The organism is Marinobacter sp. SBS5 (assembly GCF_048285575.1).
Taxonomy (GTDB): domain Bacteria; phylum Pseudomonadota; class Gammaproteobacteria; order Pseudomonadales; family Oleiphilaceae; genus Marinobacter.
Genome location: NZ_JBLWAZ010000001.1, coordinates 1,106,641 through 1,127,603 on the forward strand (window position 1 = coordinate 1,106,641; position 20,963 = coordinate 1,127,603).

Here is a 20,963-nt window from a genome sequence, read left to right on the forward strand (position 1 = left end):
AGGAGCCCTGTGTGTTGACCTCTATCTATATGATTGCTATTACCGCTGAAGCCATGTCTGGAGCCCTTGCCGCGGGCCGAAGAAATATGGACTTGTTCGGCGTTGCCGTGATTGCTTTTTTTACTGCCTTGGGCGGTGGGACAGTCCGAGACATTCTTCTGGGTAACTTTCCGGTGACTTGGACCCAGCATCCCCGCTATATCTACATGACCATTGCCGGTGGTTTGGTGACGGTTGTGCTCGCGCGTTTCATGCGGCATCTCAACCAGCTTTTTCTCGTCCTTGATGCTGTTGGCCTGGTGGCCTTTACTGTGATCGGTTGCAATGTCGCACTGAGTTTGGGATATGACACCGTCGTAGTTGTGATGGCTGGAATTACCACAGGCATCTTTGGCGGTATTATTCGAGACATTATGTGCAATCGTACCCCTCAGGTACTGCGTCATGAACTCTATGCTAGTGTTTCCTTGATTGTCGCTGTGCTCTATCTATTTTTAATTCACGAAGGCGTGAGTGAAAACATTACGCTGCTCGCAGCCTTCAGTCTGGGCCTTTTCTTGCGTATGGTGGCCATTCGCTGGAATGTTTCGCTGCCAGTGTTCAGTTATTCCCAAGACCGCTGGGAAGAACAGCTTTAAATCCTCTCCCGCTCGACATTATTGGCCTAGAAGGCCCTGCCATCGTCTCTGCTGCCATTTCGAAAACGTGACATAGGTTCACATTAGCCGTGCTCGACTCACAAAGCTGACACATCCTCGCGTCATGCTTGCGGCCAATCGAAATCATCACGGGGGTATTTGATGAAGCGCAGGGACTTTTTGGTGAAAAGCAGCGCTGCCGGCGTATCGCTGGTGGCTTTATCTGCCTGCAACGGAGCGGGGTCTGGCGGGGCTGATACTGTTGTTACGTCCCCTGATGGAAATGGTGGTGGCTCCGATGTGGTTGGAACGCCTGGTTTCGAAAAGCCCGCAATGCCCGATTGGGGCGGGCCTTCGCCGTTTCAGCATGGCGTTGCAAGCGGCGACCCCCTAGCTCGGCAAGTGATCTTGTGGACTCGGATTACTGCCGAAGGGCTGGATGAGATACCGGTTATTGTCCGTGTATCACGGAACCCCGAGTTTAGCGATGTGGTATACGAAGGCGTGGGTTATGCCCGCTCACAAGCAGACTACACCATCAAAATTGACGCGATGCTCCCCGAGGCGAATACCATCTGGTTCTATCAGTTTGAGTCTCTCGGCTACTTCTCGCCGATAGGGCGAACCAAAACAACCGCGTACGCTCATCAGTCGCTCGAGCATTTACGATTGGCAGTCATGGCCTGCGCAAACTATTCCTATGGCTTCTTTAACGCTTATCGCAAAGTTGCCTTCCGCCGTGATCTGGATGCTGTGTTGTTTCTGGGTGATTACATCTACGAATACGGCTCGGGCGAGTATGGCGATCCAGGGGTGGAAAAGCTTCGTCCGCTCGACCCTCCCCATGAAATCGTCAGCTTGTCAGATTATCGGCGCCGTTATGCGCTCAACCGCACCGACGTCGATCTTCAAGAGTGCCACCGCCAACATCCGTTTATCTGTGTCTGGGATGATCATGAAATCACGAATGACGCCTGGTCGGATGGGGCAGAGGACCATAATGAGGGCGAAGGCAGCTACGCGGACCGCAAGCGGGCTGCGGTGCAGGCCTACTATGAATGGATGCCGATAAGCCCCGTGTTGCCTGACCGGCAAGTTCGTATCTACCGGTCGTTCGAGTTTGGCCAGCTTGCTTCGCTGATGATGTTGGATACCCGTCTGATCGGCCGCGACCAGCAGACCGATTCCCCGGTCACGGCTCGTGACCGAAACCGCTCTCTGCTCGGAGATGACCAGCAGAAGTGGTTGTTCGAACAATTGGAACATTCTCAAATCCGCGGTGCCCAGTGGCATTTACTGGGCCAGCAAGTGATGTTGTCTCCGCTGACGCTGGGCGCTTTGCCCGATATGCCCAACCTGGATTTGGGCGGTGGTGCGCAAGTGAACTATGACCAATGGGATGGCTATGAAGCCAGTCGCCGTGCTTTGTTAGGGCGTATCGAGGCGATGAGCCTGGATAATGCGGTGGTGTTGACCGGTGATATTCATTCTTCATGGGCGATGGATGTAAGCATCGATCCCGGTAACTGGTTCGCCTATAACCGGTTCACGGGTGAAGGGGCGTTGGCGGTTGAGTTCGTTACTCCGGCGGTTACCTCGCCAGGCGCGCCCACCAAGGGAATCTCGGATTTGGCTAAAGGTTATTTGATCCCCGCAAACCCGCACATCAAATGGCTCGATTTTTACCACCGCGGTTATATGGTTCTGGATGTTACGCCAGAGCGGTGCCAGGCAGACTGGTTCCATTTAGAAACCGTATCAGAGCCTAGTAATCAAGAGCACTTTGCAATGGGTTGGTATACCGCGAGTGGTGACAACCACATTCAGTAGAGCAAGGTTCCCTGCGCGCCCAAGCGCACTACGCCTCCGTTGGCGCCAGAACATAAAGTACAAGAGGAGGCTCTGGCATGAGTAACGATCGCCGCGTTTTTTTGCGCCAGTTGTTGATTGGTGGTGCCAGTGTTTCCGCTTTGGCCGCGTGTGGAGGGCAGGGTGGTTCGGATGGTGGAGAAAATCTGCCCAACGATCCGCCAAAAGTGAGTCCCGGACCTGATGAGCCGCCCGTTGAGTCAGATGGAGTGCAGAGCACTGAGTCGATGAGTTTTTTTGCTTTAGGGCAACAGGCCTTTAGAGCGCGTTGTTAATGATCCGCTCAGCCAATTCGGTTAGGTCTGATGCCATAAAGTCAGGATGCGGAACGCCGGGCGCGGGTAAGAACGCGTTATGAGGACGCGCAAGAAAAGCGCCCTGGCAGCCAGCGGCCTGTGCACCTATGGTGTCCCAAAGGTGGCAGGCTACAAGACACAGCTCCGATGTCCGGACAGAGAGCTTTTGTGCCACGTGTTGATAGGTCTCCGGGGCCGGCTTGAACTTGCTCGTTGCCTCAACGCTAAAAGTACGCTCAAAAAACTGGCTTAAACCGGCTTCATCCAGCGGCGTCGGTGAAGCAGCGCTGGGGGAGTTGGTCAGCGTGACTAGCCGGAATCCAGCATCTTTCAAGCGGGTGAGAGCAGGGACGACATCCGGGTGGGCCGGCATGTTGCGCATTCGTGCCCCTAACTCTTCAACATCGTTATCGGTGCACGTTATCTGGTGAGTTGTAGCGGTCATTTGTAGAGCCGCTGCGCCCAGCTTGTTGAAGGGTGTATAAAGGCCGGACAACGTCATCGTTTGGGAGTAGAGCACCAGCTGTGCAAACCACTCCCGGAGAATGCCTGGGTCCCCAAACATGCGCTCAAACAAGGGTTCTAGGGTGGTAATGTCGAGAAGGGTTTCATTAACATCGAATACGATGATCGGTGCGGACTTCTTGCTGGTCATGCGGCATCCTCGTTCTGGCAAGGCGAATGTGGGCTCGATCAGTCCTCGATAACTTCACGTTCAAAACGGCCCAAAACAACCACCGTAATCAGAGCAAAGCCTGTCAGCAAGCCTGCCAGTACTATGGTGCCTAGCCCGCATGCTACACCAATGGCGCCAGCGATCCATATGGATGCGCCAGTTGTGATGCCTTGAACATTGCCGCGGCTTTGTATGATGCAACCTGCGCCTAAAAATCCAATGCCGCCAACAACGCCTTCAACAATGCGGCTGGGATCTATGCGGGCTGAGGGGTCGCCTGTCGCCGTGGCCAGCAGAATGTGCATACCCATCATGATGAAAGCGCAAGCGCCAAGCGATACCAACATATGAGATCTCAGCCCCGCCGGTTTCCCTCTTAATTCCCGCTCCAGACCAAGTAAAAAGGCAAGCCCGGCCGCGGCTAAAAAGCGAATGATCATGTCTAGCAGGGGGATTTCGCTCTCGTCCATAGTCCTCTCCAGTGGTGAAGCATTGTTTTCTTTTAGAACAGGATAGCAGCTCCTGAGCTTGGCTCGAACGCGGGTGAGTTTCCCGTGGTGGGGAGAGTGCGCCGAAGGGCATTGATTGGCCGAATTGACGATTCTGCCAATGGCTCTGTCATTTCTGCCATAGCCGAAAATGTGACGCTGTACTCATAATTCAATACGACTAACTGTCACGTTATTTTGTGGCTTGGTCAGAGAACAACAATAGATAACAATATGGAGCCCTTTCGATGCGTTTAACTGCCCCCCTTACACCCTTTTTGATGGCTCTGGTCTTGTCCGGCTGCATGGGCGAGAGTGAAAGCACTGGTGACAATGATCGCAACACCTCGGCCCCAAACCCAACGGAGCAAACACAACCTGACAACGAGCCTTCAGCCTCCTTTCCTGTTGAAGACGGTGCCAAACCTGTGGTGTTTGTTGGCAGTAACTGGGATGGCGTCATCGATGTCATTGATGGCGAAAGCTACGTAAAGATTGGCCGCATCAATGGCATCCCTGATAAAGACGAGCGGATGCAAGAAATTTGGCTCAATCCGGTCAAGTTGGCTGCGTTTCATGGCATCGCGTTGTTGATCGGAGAAGGCCACAACCAGTACGTAGACGACATGTACAGCACCCGAAACGGAGAGCTGTTAATTGTTTCGCGCCCCAGTTTTGCGGATGTCGTAGCCATCGATATTGCTTCCAACGACATTGTGTGGCGGTTCGAGGTGGAGGGCATTCGCTCTGACCACATGGCGTTGTCACCGGATGGCACAGAGGTTGCCGTATCAGCCTCAACCGGCAAGGTGGTTCATATTCTGGATGTATGGACTGGCGAAGAGAAAGCCCGTTTCCCGACCGGTAACTCACCCCATGAAAACGTGTACTCGAAAGACGGCAAGAAGATCTATCACGCCAGCATCGGGCACGTGTTCACTGCGGCAGACCGTGGAGCACTTAAGGACACCAAGGGCGAGCGCATCTTCAAAGTGGTTGATACAGAAACCTGGGAAGACATCAAAAGCTTCGACATCAGTGAAAAGCTGGCGGAAGCGGGTTACCCCGATATGAGCCCGGCCATTCGCCCCATGGCGCACACCGAGGATGAAAAATTCTTCTACTTCCAGCTCTCCTTCTTCCACGGGTTCGTGGAATACGATATGGAAAACGACAAAATTACCCGCGTGGCCAATCTACCTAACCGTGTCCCTGACTTACCGGTTGAGCTGTATGTGAATGATTCAGCACACCACGGAATCTCAATGGGCGGCGGTGACGAAAAGCTGTGTGTCGCCGGGACCATGAGCGACTACGTGGCCATTGTTGATCGTGAAACGTTCGAATATGAATTGCTGGAAGGCTTGGGCGAGAAGCCCTATTGGATCACCCGTGATGCTTCTGGCGAGAACTGCTTTGTGTCTTGGAGCGGCACGGATCAAATGTCAGTGATCAATATCGAGCGGGCTGAGGAAGTAGTCCGAGTAGATGTGGGAGACCACCCGCAACGTATCCGCGAAGGCAGCGTGCCTGATGGCTGGACGACGCCGTTCTGACACCTGAATCACTGGCAGCGATCAAAAGGAACTCTGATGAAAAACAACAAAAACCGTACAGTGTCTCGTCATTTCGGGTTGGCGTTTGCCAGTGCGTTGCTAATGGCTTGTGGCGGCGATGAGGATGGTTCTGCTGCTGCACAGCAAGGGGCTGACCATAAAGAACCCAAACCTCCGGTTGAAGCAAGTCAAAGTGTGGCCGCTTTCGCTAATCCAGAGCTGGCCCAATGCGTGATCGAAAGCCCGCTGCGAGCTGTCGGCAAAGGAAGGGATGCGCCTTCGATGGTGGGTCCTGAAACGCGTAGCGCTCAGACGATTGTCCAAGCGGTGGCCGGTTCGTGTGCCAATAACCAGGAGTTTCGCTTCGGCAGTGGGTTGTCGGATATTACCGGCCCCATTGCCCTGAAAAGCGGTGCGGGCTGGGAAGATACCGGTCAAGTGATGCTCGGGCTTCACCAACGTCAGTATGCTCGTGCGTTTGCTATAGAATCACCTTGCAACGGCAAACGCGTGATGTTCGTTTCGGCCGACATTGGTTTGATGTGGGGCTCTATTCGCAATGGCGTTCTTGACGCTTTGGCAAAAGATTCTGAGTTGGCGGCTTATTACACCGCCGACAACCTTATGCTGTCGGCTACTCATACCCATAACGGGCCAGCCGGCTATGCACACCACGAAGCCGGGAACGCGTTGCATCTAGGGTTTGATTCTCTCGTCTACAAAACCATCGTTAATGGCATTGTTGATGCCATTGTCCGTGCGCATCGAAATATCGAAGCCAACGATCAAACCGCCCCCATCGAAATGGCGGTAGGGGAGTTGTTGAACACCAACATTAACCGTTCGCGCCCGGCTTACGCGATGAACCCGGAGCAGGAACGGCAGCAGTACGTGAATGTCCGTGGCGAGGAAGTGGATGTTGCCAAAACCATGGTGCAACTCAATCTGCGCCGTAAGAGTGGCAGCCCGGTTGGTGTGATTAACTGGTTTGGTGTGCATCCGACGGTGATGGGACCGGAAGTTCCTTACGTCAGCTCCGATGTCAAAGGCTTTGCCTCGCTCGGTTTCGAGGAAATCATGGCAACGGAATATCGGGCAGACCCGGGTAAAGACAGCTTCGTAGCAGCGTTTGCTCAAGCGGATGAGGGAGATGCTTCCCCGAATATTTTCATCAATGAGTTTCCGCATCCGGACCCTCGCCGAGGTGGCGGCGAAACGCCGATGGATTCCAATGCTATCTCCGGCACCAAACAACTGGCTCGTGCGCTGGAGCTTTGGCAAGAAGGGCAGCTATTAACCGGTGGTGTGGATTATCGGCTGCTGCACGTGCAGATGAACAAAGTCACCGTCACAGACCCGAAGGTCCTTTCCCGGCTAGAACATCCGCCGGAACTGGATGTGGCCAGTAAACAAACCTGTAATGCTGCGCTTGGGGTTTCCTTCCCGGCCGGCGCGGAAGATGGGCCGGGGCCCATCAGTCAGGAAGGTCTTACCTGCAGTGTTTCGCCGGATCTCCTAAAAAGTGCCGCCTCGGACTTTGCGGGTCTGACCGAAATGGCTATGCCGCTACAGGTGGTCAGTGACTTTCTGTTGTGTAACGTGCAGCATCTGCCGTTGTTAGGGCTGGGCTGCCATGCTGAAAAGCCTATCTTGCTTCCAACCAATCTTGGCGAAATTGCAGGTGGGTTACCGAACACAGTAACGGGGTTGCTAGGTTTAACGTCTAATTTTGAACCAGCGGTCCATCCCTTGCAGATATTTCAGATTGGTAACTTGGCATTGGTAGGCTTGCCTTGGGAAGTCACCACTATGTCTGCCCGGCGTTTACGGGAGATGGTGCTGGAAGAGCTGGCGCCGGTGGGTGTTGATACGGTGGTCATTGCGGGTCTTGTGAATGGCTATATCCATTACCTTACCACACGAGAAGAGTACGCCAGTCAGCAGTATGAGGGCGCTTCAACGGCGTTTGGCCCATGGAGCCTGGCGGCCGTGAGCCAAGAACTCAGAAAGCTTGCGGATTCCATGGTCCAGGGCACCGTTTTGCCTGTTGGGCCGGATCTGCCGCAGGTGAAACCTGTATTGCGCAGACCTCTATATATTCCGAGTGATAGCCCCGGCGAACAGGCTTTCGGAACGGTGCTTGAGGATGTGTCGGCCGTGGCGGCGCCTGGCGATGAGATCTCCGCCCGGTTTCAGGCCAGTCACCCACGTAACGATCTGATGCTGAACGACAGTTATGCCTATGCAGAACGACTCAACGAAGATGGCAACTGGGAAGTGGTAGCAACAGACCGCGCCCCGAACCTTTTATACACCTGGCATCCGAAATTCTTGCCGCCGTTTGCTATAGATTTGCCGTTTACAGGTGCATCGGAAGCGACGGTGAGCTGGCAGTTGCCAAGGAATCTGGAGCCTGGCACTTATCGTCTGAGAGCCAAAGGTGTGGCGCAGCCAGGCGGTGCTTGGGAAGGTGTCAGCGGGGTGGTCGAAGTAGCGGGGTCACTGGCGATCTGCCCCTGATCGACCCCTTAGTGCTCGAAAATCGTACAAAAAATAACACTCGATAACTGGCGATAGGGTGGCTTCGTGCTATTTTTATCTACATATGCGAAGGACTGCACTTCAAGAGCCACCCTATGCCAAACAGTTCGCTGGTACCACCGCCCCTCGGATCTGATAAGTTTTCAGATGGAACTGTCGAGGTGGCAGCCCTAAAGCGAGCGGAACACAACCCCTCGGATTCTGGAAGCAACTCGACGAAATCACCCCCTCTGTCAGCCGACATGGCGCAACGCTGGTTGGCGTGGCAATGCCGCATGATTACCGGGATTATTCGTGGGGCACTATATTTGCCAGCGGATGCCCAGCGCCAGGGACAAGCCCTCTCGCTCTGGCCCGAAGTCGGTGAAGGCGAAACCCTTCTGATTGAAACCGCTAACCAAGCACTCCTGAAAAACAAAGGCATTGTTCGCTCGCACCAGCGCTATGGCCCTGAGAATCAGCGAACTTGTGAACTGCTCGCCTGTCCATTGCTGGTTGACCAGAAGCCGGTAGCGGTTGTCGCTGTTATGATCTCGCCACGTTCCGAGGCACAGCAGCGTGCTGTACTGCAGTTATTGCAGTGGGGTGGTTTATGGATGGAAACCCTGATTCAACAGCAACTTGCTACTGATCAGGAAGCCGGCGCTTTTTCTTTAGCGGCAATGACCGCCATCCTCGGGCATTCTTCATCCCATGCCGCAGCTATGGAAACGGCTAATCAGTTAGCGGATCACTTTGGGTGTGAACGAGTCAATGTCGGGTTTCGGTGCGGCTTGCCCATACGGCTTCAAGCGATCTCTCACATGGCGAGCTTTGATCTCCGTACACAGCTTGTGCGAAAAATTGAGGCCGCCATGGAAGAGGCGGTGGATCAAAGAATTACCATGGTTTACCCCCCGATTAAAGAGCGGGAATCCGCGGTCTCTCGGGCTCATGCCGAATTGGCGGAAGAGCAGCAGGGCATGGCGATCTGCACCATCCCGCTACGGGGCCGGTCAAACATCATCGGTGCGATTACCTTGGAGCGTGGGGGGAGTGAGCCCTTCAACAAGGAAACGATAGCCTTGTGCCAATCGCTGGCTAACTTGGTGGGCCCCGCGTTGGAATTGAAGCGGCGAGAAGAACGCTCGTCTTGGGCTAAAGGTATCGAAGCACTGAGAGAGCTGGCGGCTGGGGTGTTCGGTCCGGCTTATATGAAGTTAAAAATGGGCTTGTTGTCGGTTTTGCTGCTAGTGGCGGTACTTGCCGTGGTAGACGGAACCTATGAGATGACTTCGCCGGCCAGTATCGAAGGTGCCGTTCGTCAGGTGTTGGCGGCGCCACAAAATGGCTATGTCAAACAGGCAGAGGTCAGGGCAGGTGATCTAGTTGAAACCGGGCAGCTGATCGCGGTGCTGGACGACCGTAACCTGCAGCTTGAACGCCAGAAGTGGCAAAGTGAGTACAACAAAATCCAAGCTGAGTATCAGGATGCACTGGCTAAGCGTGAAAGAGTTGAACTCAGTGTGCTGCGAGCACAACTGGATCAGGTCAGTGCTGAAATCAGACTGGTGGACGAGCAGCTAAAACGGACTGAACTCTACGCGCCCTTCGATGGCGTGGTAGTGAGTGGTGACCTCAGCCAGTCTTTGGGGGCTCCGGTTGAGACCGGGCAGGTGCTGTACGAGATTGCGCCACTTGAAAGCTATCGAGTGGTGTTGGAGGTGGATGAAAAAGACGCGGCTGGCCTGGAAAAAGGTAAGGCCGGGCATCTGATCATAGCCGCGTTGCCTAGAACAACCTTCGATTTTGTGATTGAGCAAGTTGTTCCCGTGGCGGTTTCCAAAGACACCCGAAATTATTTCCGGGTCGAAGCCTCGCTGGATGACCCCGCATCATCACTGCGCCCCGGCATGAGAGGAGTGGCCAAGGTCGATATGGGGCAACAGAGTTTGCTCTGGATTTGGACCCATTCCATCGTTGATCGTATTCGTCTTTGGGTTTGGGCAGCGGGGTGGTAGCCGAAAACATGACCGCTGCATCCTCGAACCCAAATTGGCCTTTGCTTGCCCCACTTTGCCCCAGACTGCGCAAGCACGTGCGAACCTATCCTCGGCAGTACCGTGGCGAGCGTTGGTATCTCCTGCGTGATCAGGCCAGCGGGCGCCATCTTCGGTTCAATGCCTCAGCCTACGAATTTATCGGTCGCCTTGATGGCGAGCACAGCGTGGAAGAGATCTTCAGCAAAACACACGCGGTTCTCGGCGAGGATGCACCAAGCCAAGACGATATCGTGCTGATTCTGACTCAGCTATTCGCCATGGATCTGCTGCGGAGTGAGTTGCCGAGCGAAGCGAAAGAGTTTTTTAACCGTTTTCAGAATGAGCGCCGTATCCGCAGGCAGCGGGCGGTCATGAATCCATTGGCGATACGGATTCCGTTGCTGGACCCAGACACCATACTGAATCGCTTTATGCCTTGGGTTCGCCCCGTATTTTCTCCAATGGGGGCGGCCGTCTGGTTGCTGGTGGTGGGGTTTGCAGGCCTACTGGGTTTGGTGAACATTCCGGAAATCAGCGCTTCCGTTAACGCGGATGTCCTCTTGCCAGCCAACCTTGTTCTGATGCTGATGACCTTCGTTATCATCAAGGTTATTCACGAGTTCGCGCACGCGTTTACCGTCAAGATGTGGGGTGGGGAAGTCCATGAGATGGGGGTTACGCTCTTGGTGCTTGCCCCCGTGCCCTATGTGGATGCCTCCGCCGCCTGGGAGATTGCCGACAAGTATAAACGGGCGTTAGTCGGGGCGGTAGGAGTGTTGGTAGAGCTGTTTATTGCTGCACTGGCGCTGTTCGTCTGGCTGGCGGTAGAGCCTGGCCTGGTGCGTGATCTGGCGTTTAACGCGTTGCTGATCTGTACGGTATCGACCTTCCTCTTCAATGCTAATCCATTGTTGCGGTTCGATGGCTATTACGTCCTGCAGGACCTTGCTGAGATCCCCAATCTGTATACCCGTGCCAGTCGTTACTACCTCTATCTGATCCAGCGATATCTGTTTGGGATTCCATCCGCTCGGTCACCGGTAACAGCCGAGGGTGAAGCCGTTTGGTTTGGTGTTTATGGTTTGGCGGCACTCGTGTATCGGCTGTTTATTCTATTCGTCATCGTTTTGTTTCTGGCGGAAGAGTATCTCTTTGTCGGGGTGGCATTGGGGGTGTGGGCCGTCGGAATGCAGCTTTTACTGCCGCTGTATCGAGGCGCCCGATTTTTGCTTGAAGGGCGGCAATTGACTGGCCGGCGGGCTCGGGCTGCAACTGTGTCCGCCCTAGTCATTGGCGGTGTGAGTGCCTGCTTGTTATGGGTGCCCGTATCGCTCACTAGCCATACCGAGGGTGTTGTCTGGGTTACGGAACAAGCCGTGCTGTATAGCGGTGCTGAAGGTTTTGTGGAAGAAGTGCTGGTGGAGCCCGGAACCTTGGTAACGGCGGATACGCCGCTCATACGAATGCGCGCGGTGTCGTTGGAAACGCAAATGGCAAAGCTTGAAGCGCGCCGCAGAGAGTTGGGAATCCTCAGTGCCGCCGAACGAATGAAGCGGCGGGTTCGGTCTGAAATGGCCAATGCCGAGCTGCGATCGGTTGACGCAGAGTTGGCTATGCTAAGAGAACAGAAGGCCTCCCTGATTGTTCGCAGCGAAGTGCCTGGAGTGTTTGTGTTGCCCGATGAAAGCCGGTTGGTTGGCCGCTATCTGGGCAAAGGAGAGTTGATCGGTTATGTGATCAGCCCGGAACGATTGATCGTCAGGGCGGTCGTGCCGCAATCGAAAATAGGCTTGGTGCGCCAGCAAGTAGCCCAAGTTGAAGTGCGTTTTGCTGAACGGCTGAGTGAAACGGTGCCGGCACATATTAGCCGCCAGACCCCGGCGGGCAGTACGGTTTTACCCAGCCGAGCCTTGGGTACGGCTGGCGGCGGAAATATCGCCGTAAAAATGAGTGATAACGGCGGAACCACGGCGGCTGAAGATGTGTTTCATGTGGACTTGTCACTGCCCGTCAGTCTTGAATTAGCGGGTGTGGGCGAGCGTGCTTATGTGCGTTTTGATCATGGCGCTGAGCCGTTAGCCAGCCAATGGTTGCGAAGTGGACGCCAACTTTTGTTAAGCCGGCTTTCATTTTGATGTTGTGGATAGGTGTTTTTGTTCCATATTCAAATACATACCTGCCTTTCGAAAGTGTCGGCTTGGAGTGAGTATGGGGAGTATCACCCATCAACATGTTGCTTAAGAGTCTATCTATGAGAATGAAAACACGGACGTCATTGGTGCTGGTACTCATGGTTTTGTTTGCTGGAAATGCCCAGTCAGACGAGTACTTGATGGAAGAAGTGGACGGCGAAATCCCCGTGCAGGATTGCGTCATGGAGCCGAGCGAAATTGTTGATGTCGGCAGTGTGGTTCCTGGGGTTGTTGATGCCATTCACGTTTATCGTAGCGACCTGGTGAAAAAAGGCGAAGTGATCGTCGAGCTTGAGTCAAGCGTAGAACGAGCGTCACTGGATCTGGCGCGAGCTCGCGCCAACCAGAATACAGCGATTGAATTGCGCGAAGAGAGCGCCCGGTTTGGCACTCTTACCCAAAATCGAGAGCAGGCACTTTTACGCAAGTCTGCGATATCTCAACACGATTGGGACAAAACCAAAACAGAAGCCCGCATCGCCGAATTACAGGTTAAACAGGAGCAGGATAATAAAGCGATTTCCGAGCTTGAATATCGCCGAGCACAGTTGGTTTTAGAGCAGCGCCGCATCCGCAGCCCGGTTGAGGGCGTGGTGATGGAGCGCTTCAAATCGGTGGGTGAGTTCGTTGAAGACGAACCCGTGGCTCGCGTTGCTCAGCTCAACCCCCTTCATGTGGAAGTGATTGTGCCGGTGGATTACTTGGGACGCATCGTTCCGGGTATGCAGGCGGATGTACGCACGGGGCTAGCAAACTCCGGAGCCTACCGGGCAACCGTTGAGCGTGTTGATCGTGTGGCAGATGCTGCCAGCGGCACCTACGGCGTGCGCTTAAGCCTTCCCAACCCTGATTACAAAATCCCTGCCGGCTTACGGTGCCAATTAAATTTTTTACCGCAGTCGCAGGATCTCCCCCCTCAGGTGGCTGACGAAGCGGGTGCTGCTGTTGCCATCGAAGGCGCTAGCGAGGCTTCATTGGAACGCTGTTACAGCGTTGGCCCGGTTGAGGATAAAAGCACGGCCGAACTGCTTGCTGAGAAACTGGAGCAACGAAGTGAAAGCCTGTTGTTACGCACCGCGAGCGCAAGTGTAGACGTGGGCTATCGAGTGTTAGCCGTTGAACCGTCCACCCCACAAGAGGTAAAGCAGTTTCTTGCTCGTCTTGATGAAGTGGGTATTACAGACCGCTTCGTTTTAGCGCATGGTGAGAGCAAGGGTCGTATCGCGTTGGGGTATTTTAGAAAGCTTGATTTCGCGCATAAGCGCCAGGAAATGCTTGCTCAAAATGGGATTGCTACCGAAATCACGCCCCATAGCAAAGACATTGAACAATATTGGCTGGATGTCGCTTTAGCAGGTGAGCCTGATAGTCCAGACCAGTTACAAAGTATCGCCGCCTCCCTCGCATCGGCGGCCACCTTCGAGCCAATGGCTTGTTACCCTGAATTGGCGCGCCGTTAAGTAAACCTTGACGAAGCGGCATCTTAAATGGAGTTAGGCGCCTGATGGATAGGAAAACAAAAAAACGCACGGCGCCAGTCATCGAAGCTCTAGAGCCCCGGATGATGTTCTCCGCAGATATGTTTGGCGGAGCGGTTGATAACCCCGCTGCAGACGATTCTCTGGCCTCACTGCTGGATGACACCGCCGCCGTTCTGGAAAAACAGACCGCTCAGCTGCACAAAGAACAAACCGATGCCGCGCTTGCTGAACCATCGCTTCTGGAAGAAGCCTCGCCCCGTCTTGAGCTGGTGTTTGTCGATACCGATACCCCGGATTACCAGCAACTTGTTGATGACCTGCTATCCAACAGCGACGACAGCCGCCGTTTTGAAGTGATCTTGCTCGACAATAACAGCGATGGCATTGCGCAGATCACAGCAGCCTTGCCAGGCTACCAAGGAATTGATGCCATTCACCTGATCTCGCATGGCGAGGATGGTGCCGTTGACCTTGGCAATACTCAGCTCAATAACCAGAACCTATCCGCTTACCAATACCAGCTGCAATCCTGGGCCGAACACCTGAATGCCGACGCGGATATTTTGTTCTATGGCTGTGAGCTGGCAGCGTCAGCCGATGGCCAAACCCTGATCGATCGTATTGCTACCTTCACGGGGGCCGATATTGCTGCATCGGATGACCTTACGGGTAATGCGGGGCTGGGTGGGGATTGGGAGCTGGAGTACAGCGTTGGTCAGATCGATGCTCATGTTGCGTTCAGTGAGCAAGTTCAGGCGACGTGGCAGGGCAGCCTGTCACCGGTGTTGTGGTTGAGCACCGACCAGGATGTTACGTCATCAGGCGCTAATGGCTTGGATAGTTGGACAGAAGGGCAGGTGCTTGAGTTTTCCGGGGCAACGTTGGCGCACGGCGAGGCAACCTCTGGCGACTTATCCATGGTCCTCGACTTTGATGCCTTCACCATTGGGACGGTTGATACTGATCAACCCGTCGATACGGGTGCCTTGCATTTCGTTTCCCGTGATATCACTGTCGGCGGTGCAAACGGCACTTTTGATTTGAAAGCGGGTGATGTACTTGTTTCGTTTTTGCAGGAAGAGACGATACTTGCAGCGTATTCATCGACCGGCGCAAATATGTTGGTACAGGAAAAGGATCTACTGGTCTTTCGCCCATCCACATTCAATGATTACAGCGCGGGTACCTTTACCGTTTTACTTGATGATGTGGATTCTTCTGACTTGAAGGGCGTCACCCTAATCGAGCAGGACACCACCATCGGTGGAACTGATATTGCTGCAGGTAGCTTCTTGCTCATTGCATCAACCTCCGTAACCACATCCATCGACCTGTTTGTGCCGACGGGGGTTGGAGCAGGGACCACTACAGGGACAACCACACCGCTGATTGACATCAGTAAGTTGGGCATAAGTCCAGATATGCTGAGGGGCATAGAAGTAATCGAAGCTGCTACCACCGTGGGCGGTCAGTCGCTGGCTAAAGGGGATATCCTAGCGACGATTAGAAATGAACCAGCGTCGGTGGGCAGCAACGGTCTACCGGTTACGCAAAATGATGTGTTTGTGTTGAGCCTTACAGCCACCGGAATAGGCACGACCGCGGGCTCGGCTACCATGTTTCTCGATGGCAGTGATGTCGGGGTCGATAGTTCCCCAAGAACGGAAAGTCCCTACGCCCTAGCGTTGTACAACTACAGTCAGGTGATAGTTGATACCACCAATGATGTCGCCGATGGGAACACGTCCTCGATTAAAGAATTACTCCTCAATAAAGGTACTGATGGCAAGATTTCACTGCGTGAAGCTATCTTAGCTGCTAACAACCCGGGTAACAGCGATGTTACCGATATCATTCGGTTCAATATTACCGATCCTTTGGTCAATGGTGCGCACACCATCGCGCTAGACAGTGCCTTGCCCACAATTACCGATACTTTGGTGATTGACGGCACCTCTGAACCGGATTTCTCCGGCACACCGGTGATTCGTATTGATGGCAGTGCTGCGGGAAATAATGTCGACGGCCTCAGTTTTTCGGCCAGCTCGGACAACAGTATTGTTCGAGGCATGATGATAACCGGGTTCACAAGAGACGGGATTCTCGTTCAGGCAGGCGCCGACCACCTGACGTTCACTGGCAACTGGATCGGAACGTCAGGCGCGGGTTCAACGGGCGTTGGTAACGGTGACGATGGCATTGAGTTGATCGGCTCCTATGCCACAATTGGAGGCACTGGCGCTAACGAGGGCAACGTGATCACCAACGCCGGCGATGAAGGTATTAACATTGCTGGTACAGGAGTCACTGCACACCTCATTCAGGGCAACTACATTGGCTTGGACCCGGACGGTGTTTCCGGTTCAGGTAATACCGATGTTGGTATCGCGATCATCTCAGGTTCCGGTAATACCATAGGTGGCACTACCGCATCAGCGCGCAACGTCATCTCTAATAACTTCGAAGGAATTGAAGTTAACACCTCAAATAACATCTTTCAGGGTAACTACATCGGCACCGACGCAAGCGGCACCCTGGATCGCGGCAATCGCAGTGACGACGGCATTGAAATCCAATCAAGTGCAACAGGCAACCTCATCGGCGGCACCGAAACAGGCGCTGGAAACCTCATTGCCTTCAATGCGCTGGACGGTGTCAATATTGTAAATGGCAATGGCAATACAGTGCTTGGCAACCAGATCCATTCCAATAGCGGCCTGGGAATCGATTTAGGCACCAGTGGCGTGACCAGTAACGACTCCGGCGATGGCGATAGCGGTGCCAATGATCTTCAAAATTACCCCATAGTCACCACGGCTGATCTCACCGGTACGAACCTAACCCTGAGCGGCACTCTCGACACCAATGGTGTAAGCGCCGGATACAGGGTCGAGTTTTTTGGTAACACGGCCGGAACTCAGGATGCAACCAACGGTGAAGGTCGCTTCTACTTAGGAAGCACGCAAGTAACCACCGATGTTAATGGCGATGCCAGTTTCACTGATGTCACTCTAGGCGGCGTTACGTTAAGCGAAGGGGATTACGTTACTGCAACTGCCACCAGAATTGATGATGCAGGGCAAATGGGCAGTGATGACCAGCTTGCGTATGGAGATACCTCGGAGTTTGCTGCGAATGTTGTGATCGCTAACGGTAACAATGCGCCAGAACTTACCGGGGCTAACGACCTTAATCCGATCAACGAAGACGATTCTAATAACTCAGGCACCCTTGTCTCGGAGCTGATTGCCGGGCAGGTGTCCGATGCCGATAGTGGGTCGAGTGCTGGTATTGCTGTGGTCGGGGTCGATAACACCAACGGTACTTGGGAGTACACCACCAACGGCGGTGGCGTTTGGACGGCGTTTGGTTCGCCAAGCACCTCGGCTGCGCGTTTGCTGGCTGCCGATGTGAACACGCTAGTGCGATTCGTGCCTGATGCGAACTGGAACGGTACGGTCGCCAACGGAATTACCTTCCATGCCTGGGATCAGACTAACGGTGCCAATGGCGAGTCCATGGCGATCGAGGAAAGTCCGTGGGTCGTACGGGATGAGTTCAGCAGTGTCTCTTATAGCAATAGTGATGGCACTAACGTTTGGAGTACTGACTGGGTCGAAGTCGATGGAAGCGGTGTTAAGCCTAACCCGGCAGAAGATGGCCGGATCAGTGTTTCTGGGAATGAGCTGAAGATCCAAGTCGCCAGCGCTGGAAACAATATTTACCGTGAAGTTAACCTGGAAAACGCGACCAGTGCGACACTTTCGTTTTCCTACGATAACGGGCTGGGGAGTTCTGCCAAGCTGTTCGCTCAGGTTTCGAAAGACGGCGGTGCCACCTACGATACTTTGGTGACATTTGACGCGAGTACGAACCAAGGTGTCGGCACCCAAACACTCGACATAAGTGCTTATATTGCCTCAAACACGCAGGTTCGTTTTTACGTATCTGATGGAGTAACAGGCGCTGGAAACAACAAGTTATCTATCGACAATGTTCAGATTGAATATGTAGAGCTTGGTGGCGGGAGTTCTTCATTCTCCTCAACGACGGCTAGCGCGAATGTGGCTGTCAACGCTATGGCTGACACCCCATCCGTTACCGATGCCAGCACAAATGAGGACATTCAATCGACAAGTGGTCTGGTGATTTTGCCAAACCCCGCAGATGGTTCCGAAGTGACTCACTATAAGGTCAGTGGCATCACTAACGGAGCACTCTATAAAAACGACGGTATCACTCAGATAAACAACGGCGATTTCATCACAGTTGCCGAAGGTAGTGCCGGGTTGAAATTTACCCCGGCGGCCGACTTCAGCGGCAGCGGAAATTTTACGATACAGGCTTCTACTTCGAGCAGTGATGCGGGGCTGGGTGGGGACACGGCGGTCGCCACTATTACCGTTGCCCCCGTAAATGATGTGCCTACCGCATCCAACAACACGGTCACGACGAATGAAGACGTTGATTACGTGTTCAGCGCAACCGATTTTAATTTCGCTGATGCAGACAGTGGCGATACTCTGCAACAGGTGCGCATTAGTTCATTGCCCGTGAGCGGCACGTTGCAGCTATCAGGAGTAGATGTTGCTCTTAATCAGATCATTGAAATTGCCGATATCAATGCGGGTAATCTCGTTTTTGTTCCGTCTGCTAATGAAAACGGTTCCAGCTATGCCATTTTCAATTTCGAAGTAAGTGATGGCGTGCCGTTTGGCGCGACTGGAACTGAACTTGGTTCGTTTCCTGCCACAGGCGTTGTCAATTCGATGAGTGGGTTGGCCTTCGATGGTAATGGACTTTGGCTCACCAGCCCGAATAACGACACCATTTATAACTACGACACCGCCGGTAACTTGGTCACCAGCTTTGCCGCACCGGGAACCTCTCCCACAGGCATCACTTTCGATGGTACGAACCTATGGGTTATCAGTCGTGATGCCAATATGGTTTATGAAATCGATACGCTTGGTAACGTGCAGTCGAGTTTCGCAACTCCAGGTACAGATTCGCGGGGCTTGACTTGGGACGGTAGCAATCTCTGGCTAGTTGAGGGAAATGGCTCCCTTATTTATAAACTCAATACCGCGGGCGCGGTGCAATCTAGTGTTGCTTGGCCAGACGATTACCTACGAGATATTACCTGGGATGGCAGCAGTCTTTGGGTAGCGGATAGTAACGGCCAGCAAATTATTCAGATTGATACTAATGGAAGCGAACTTTCCAGATTTGCATCACCCGGAACTGGTGCCACCGGCCTTACTTTTGACGGCGTAGAGTTCTGGCATGCCGACGCCGATACCGACACGGTATATCAGCTTGCGGGCCCTAATAGCGTGGGGTTCTCATCGCCGGCCACAATGACGATCGATGTTATCGCGGTGAACGATGCCCCAATCGCGCAGGATGATCGTGTCGGGCTGTCGTTTGACGGCGTGGATGACTACGTAGTCGTGCCTCACAGTGCCAGCCTTGAAATGACGAATAACCTGACCATGGAGGTTTGGATCAACCATGACGGGGCAGGTACTGGTACTCAGATTATTGTTGGCAAAGAGGGTGAATACGAAATTGGCATTACTGCTGATACGGGAGAGATAAAGTGGGCCATTGCTGACACCACTCCGACTTGGGGGTGGGTCGAGACAGGTTATTTCGTTGAGCCAGGGGAATGGGCACATATCGCCGTCACCTATGACGGGATCTCCGGAGAGATAATTACTTATGTCAACGGTGTACAGGTTGGTGATGCGTTCAGTCGGCCCCCAGGGGAGATAGGCGATGTATATGCCACATTCGACGAACTTAGAATTGGTGGGCGGGAGAACGCAACCGATCAAAGATTCAGTGGTCTCATCGATGAGGTGCGAATCTGGGATACAACTCGAACAGAAACTGAAATTCAGCAAAACATGGACGGCTTGCTGGTAGGAGATGAAGCCGGTCTTGTAGGCAACTGGCGATTTGATGAGGGTGTTGGCACTACGGTTTCAGATCGTTCAACTTTCGGCAACCACGGTACGCTTGGTGGTGTTGATGCACCGGCATCTGTACCAGTATGGAGCGGCTATATAACTACCGAAGATGCTGTTCTGGATACCGCTGCGGCAGCAATCAACGGTGTTCTAGCCAACGACATAAATGTCGATTCCAACCCGCTTACCGCAACTAATCTCGATACCACGGGCACGCTTGGCCTGGTAACGCTTAATCCCGATGGCAGTTTCACCTACGACCCTAATGGTAAATTTGATTACCTTAGTGACGGTGAATCTGCCATCGACACGTTTAGCTATACCGCCAATGACGGCACGGTGGATTCGAATCCTGCGACGGTAACGATTACCGTGATTGGTAGCAACAATGCTCCATTAGCATTGGATGACGCCTATGCCGTGGGTGAAGACAGTTATGTTTCTGGCAATGTCATTACTGATGATACGGGCTTGGGTGCAGATAGCGATCCGGAGGGGCATTCCCTGCAGGTGAGCTTAGTTAATGGTGGGGCATTTACAGCGGGAACTCCAGTGACGCTAGCTTCTGGAGCTGAAGTCACATTTCAGCCAGATGGTTTATTTACCTACAGCACGAACGGCCAATTCCAACATCTGGGCGCCGGCCAAGCGGCTACAGATAAATTTACTTATCAGGTCAGTGATGGCAATGGTGGTTTCGACACGGCTGAAGTTACGATTACCGTCAACGGTACGAATGATGCTGCCACGATCACCGTGACGGCAACGGATACGGCGGTCACCGAAGACGATGGTAGTAACAGCAGCGCTACCGGCACAGTCAGCATCAGTGATCCGGATACCGGTGAAGGCACGTTAGCGAGCAGTACGGCCAATTTCGGCATGGTCACGGTAGATGGCAGTGGCAACTGGACCTACGCGCTGAATAACGGCGCCCCCGCGGTGCAAGCCCTGGCCGCGGGCGACACGCTGACTGATACCATCACCTTCACGAGTGATGACGGCACCACGCAAACCCAAGACATCACCATCACCGGTGCGAATGACGCAGCCACGATCAGCGTGACCGTTGCCGACACCTCGGTAACGGAAGATGACGCCGGCAACAATACCGCCAATGGCACGGTGACGGTCACCGATCCGGATGCAGGCCAAGGCACGCTAGCCAGCAGCACCGCGACTTACGGCACGGTCGCCGTGGATGGCAGTGGCAACTGGACCTACGCGCTG

The 20,963-nt window shown here is 53.8% G+C and carries 11 protein-coding genes; 9 read left to right on the plus strand and 2 right to left on the minus strand.

Translation table 11 applies throughout. The annotated features are described in order from the left end of the window. The first annotated feature begins 29 nt into the window (after positions 1–29). The 3 genes from ACNQ6O_RS05280 to ACNQ6O_RS05290 all read left to right on the plus strand — a co-directional run bounded on the left by ACNQ6O_RS05280 (position 30) and on the right by ACNQ6O_RS05290 (position 2,782). Positions 30–638: a trimeric intracellular cation channel family protein gene (locus ACNQ6O_RS05280; protein ID WP_418052276.1), complete on the plus strand. Its 609-nt coding sequence runs from the start codon at positions 30–32 to the stop codon at positions 636–638. 162 nt (positions 639–800) lie between these two features. Further along, entirely contained in the window at positions 801–2,468 is a 1,668-nt protein-coding gene (locus ACNQ6O_RS05285) for an alkaline phosphatase D family protein (RefSeq protein ID WP_418052183.1), read from the plus strand. A gap of 77 nt (positions 2,469–2,545) precedes the next feature. Beyond that, positions 2,546–2,782 (plus strand): hypothetical protein, encoded by a 237-nt coding sequence (locus tag ACNQ6O_RS05290; protein WP_418052184.1) that lies wholly within the window; start codon positions 2,546–2,548, stop codon positions 2,780–2,782. Here ACNQ6O_RS05290 and ACNQ6O_RS05295 read toward each other — a convergent pair. Further along, positions 2,766–3,458 carry a haloacid dehalogenase type II gene (locus ACNQ6O_RS05295; RefSeq protein WP_418052185.1) on the minus strand — a complete coding sequence of 231 codons (693 nt, stop codon included), beginning with the start codon at positions 3,456–3,458 and terminating at the stop codon, positions 2,766–2,768. The genes ACNQ6O_RS05290 and ACNQ6O_RS05295 overlap by 17 nt on opposite strands. Positions 3,459–3,496: 38 nt before the next feature. Further along, complete coding sequence (locus ACNQ6O_RS05300) at positions 3,497–3,949, minus strand: MgtC/SapB family protein (protein ID WP_418052186.1); 453 nt, start codon at positions 3,947–3,949, stop codon at positions 3,497–3,499. Between the two features lie 266 nt (positions 3,950–4,215). On the opposite strand from ACNQ6O_RS05300, the gene ACNQ6O_RS05305 reads away from it, so the two are divergent. The 6 genes from ACNQ6O_RS05305 to ACNQ6O_RS05330 all read left to right on the plus strand — a co-directional run. Next, positions 4,216–5,523 carry a YncE family protein gene (locus tag ACNQ6O_RS05305; protein ID WP_418052187.1) on the plus strand — a complete coding sequence of 436 codons (1,308 nt, stop codon included), beginning with the start codon at positions 4,216–4,218 and terminating at the stop codon, positions 5,521–5,523. Positions 5,524–5,559: 36 nt separating this feature from the next. Then, positions 5,560–8,043, plus strand: a complete 2,484-nt coding sequence (locus tag ACNQ6O_RS05310; protein WP_418052188.1) for a neutral/alkaline non-lysosomal ceramidase N-terminal domain-containing protein — start codon at positions 5,560–5,562, stop codon at positions 8,041–8,043. A 116-nt stretch (positions 8,044–8,159) separates the two neighbouring features. Continuing rightward, the gene (locus ACNQ6O_RS05315) at positions 8,160–10,064 is read left to right on the plus strand and encodes an efflux RND transporter periplasmic adaptor subunit (RefSeq protein ID WP_418052189.1); all 1,905 of its coding nucleotides are present in this window, start codon (positions 8,160–8,162) and stop codon (positions 10,062–10,064) included. A gap of 8 nt (positions 10,065–10,072) precedes the next feature. After that, positions 10,073–12,220, plus strand: a complete 2,148-nt coding sequence (locus tag ACNQ6O_RS05320) for a hypothetical protein (protein WP_418052190.1) — start codon at positions 10,073–10,075, stop codon at positions 12,218–12,220. Positions 12,221–12,336: 116 nt separating this feature from the next. Beyond that, positions 12,337–13,737: an efflux RND transporter periplasmic adaptor subunit gene (locus ACNQ6O_RS05325; protein ID WP_418052191.1), complete on the plus strand. Its 1,401-nt coding sequence runs from the start codon at positions 12,337–12,339 to the stop codon at positions 13,735–13,737. 44 nt (positions 13,738–13,781) lie between these two features. Then, positions 13,782–20,963 (plus strand): DUF4347 domain-containing protein (locus ACNQ6O_RS05330; protein WP_418052192.1); only part of this gene is annotated, 7,182 nt, incomplete at its 3' end.

Coding starts and splice junctions, on each gene's coding strand:
- ACNQ6O_RS05310 (WP_418052188.1), top strand. CDS start 5,560: ATGAAAAACAACAAAAACCGTACAGTGTCTCGTCATTTCGGGTTGGCG.
- ACNQ6O_RS05285 (WP_418052183.1), top strand. CDS start 801: ATGAAGCGCAGGGACTTTTTGGTGAAAAGCAGCGCTGCCGGCGTATCG.
- ACNQ6O_RS05300 (WP_418052186.1), bottom strand. CDS start 3,949: ATGGACGAGAGCGAAATCCCCCTGCTAGACATGATCATTCGCTTTTTA.
- ACNQ6O_RS05325 (WP_418052191.1), top strand. CDS start 12,337: ATGAGAATGAAAACACGGACGTCATTGGTGCTGGTACTCATGGTTTTG.
- ACNQ6O_RS05320 (WP_418052190.1), top strand. CDS start 10,073: ATGACCGCTGCATCCTCGAACCCAAATTGGCCTTTGCTTGCCCCACTT.
- ACNQ6O_RS05280 (WP_418052276.1), top strand. CDS start 30: ATGATTGCTATTACCGCTGAAGCCATGTCTGGAGCCCTTGCCGCGGGC.
- ACNQ6O_RS05315 (WP_418052189.1), top strand. CDS start 8,160: ATGCCAAACAGTTCGCTGGTACCACCGCCCCTCGGATCTGATAAGTTT.
- ACNQ6O_RS05295 (WP_418052185.1), bottom strand. CDS start 3,458: ATGACCAGCAAGAAGTCCGCACCGATCATCGTATTCGATGTTAATGAA.
- ACNQ6O_RS05305 (WP_418052187.1), top strand. CDS start 4,216: ATGCGTTTAACTGCCCCCCTTACACCCTTTTTGATGGCTCTGGTCTTG.
- ACNQ6O_RS05290 (WP_418052184.1), top strand. CDS start 2,546: ATGAGTAACGATCGCCGCGTTTTTTTGCGCCAGTTGTTGATTGGTGGT.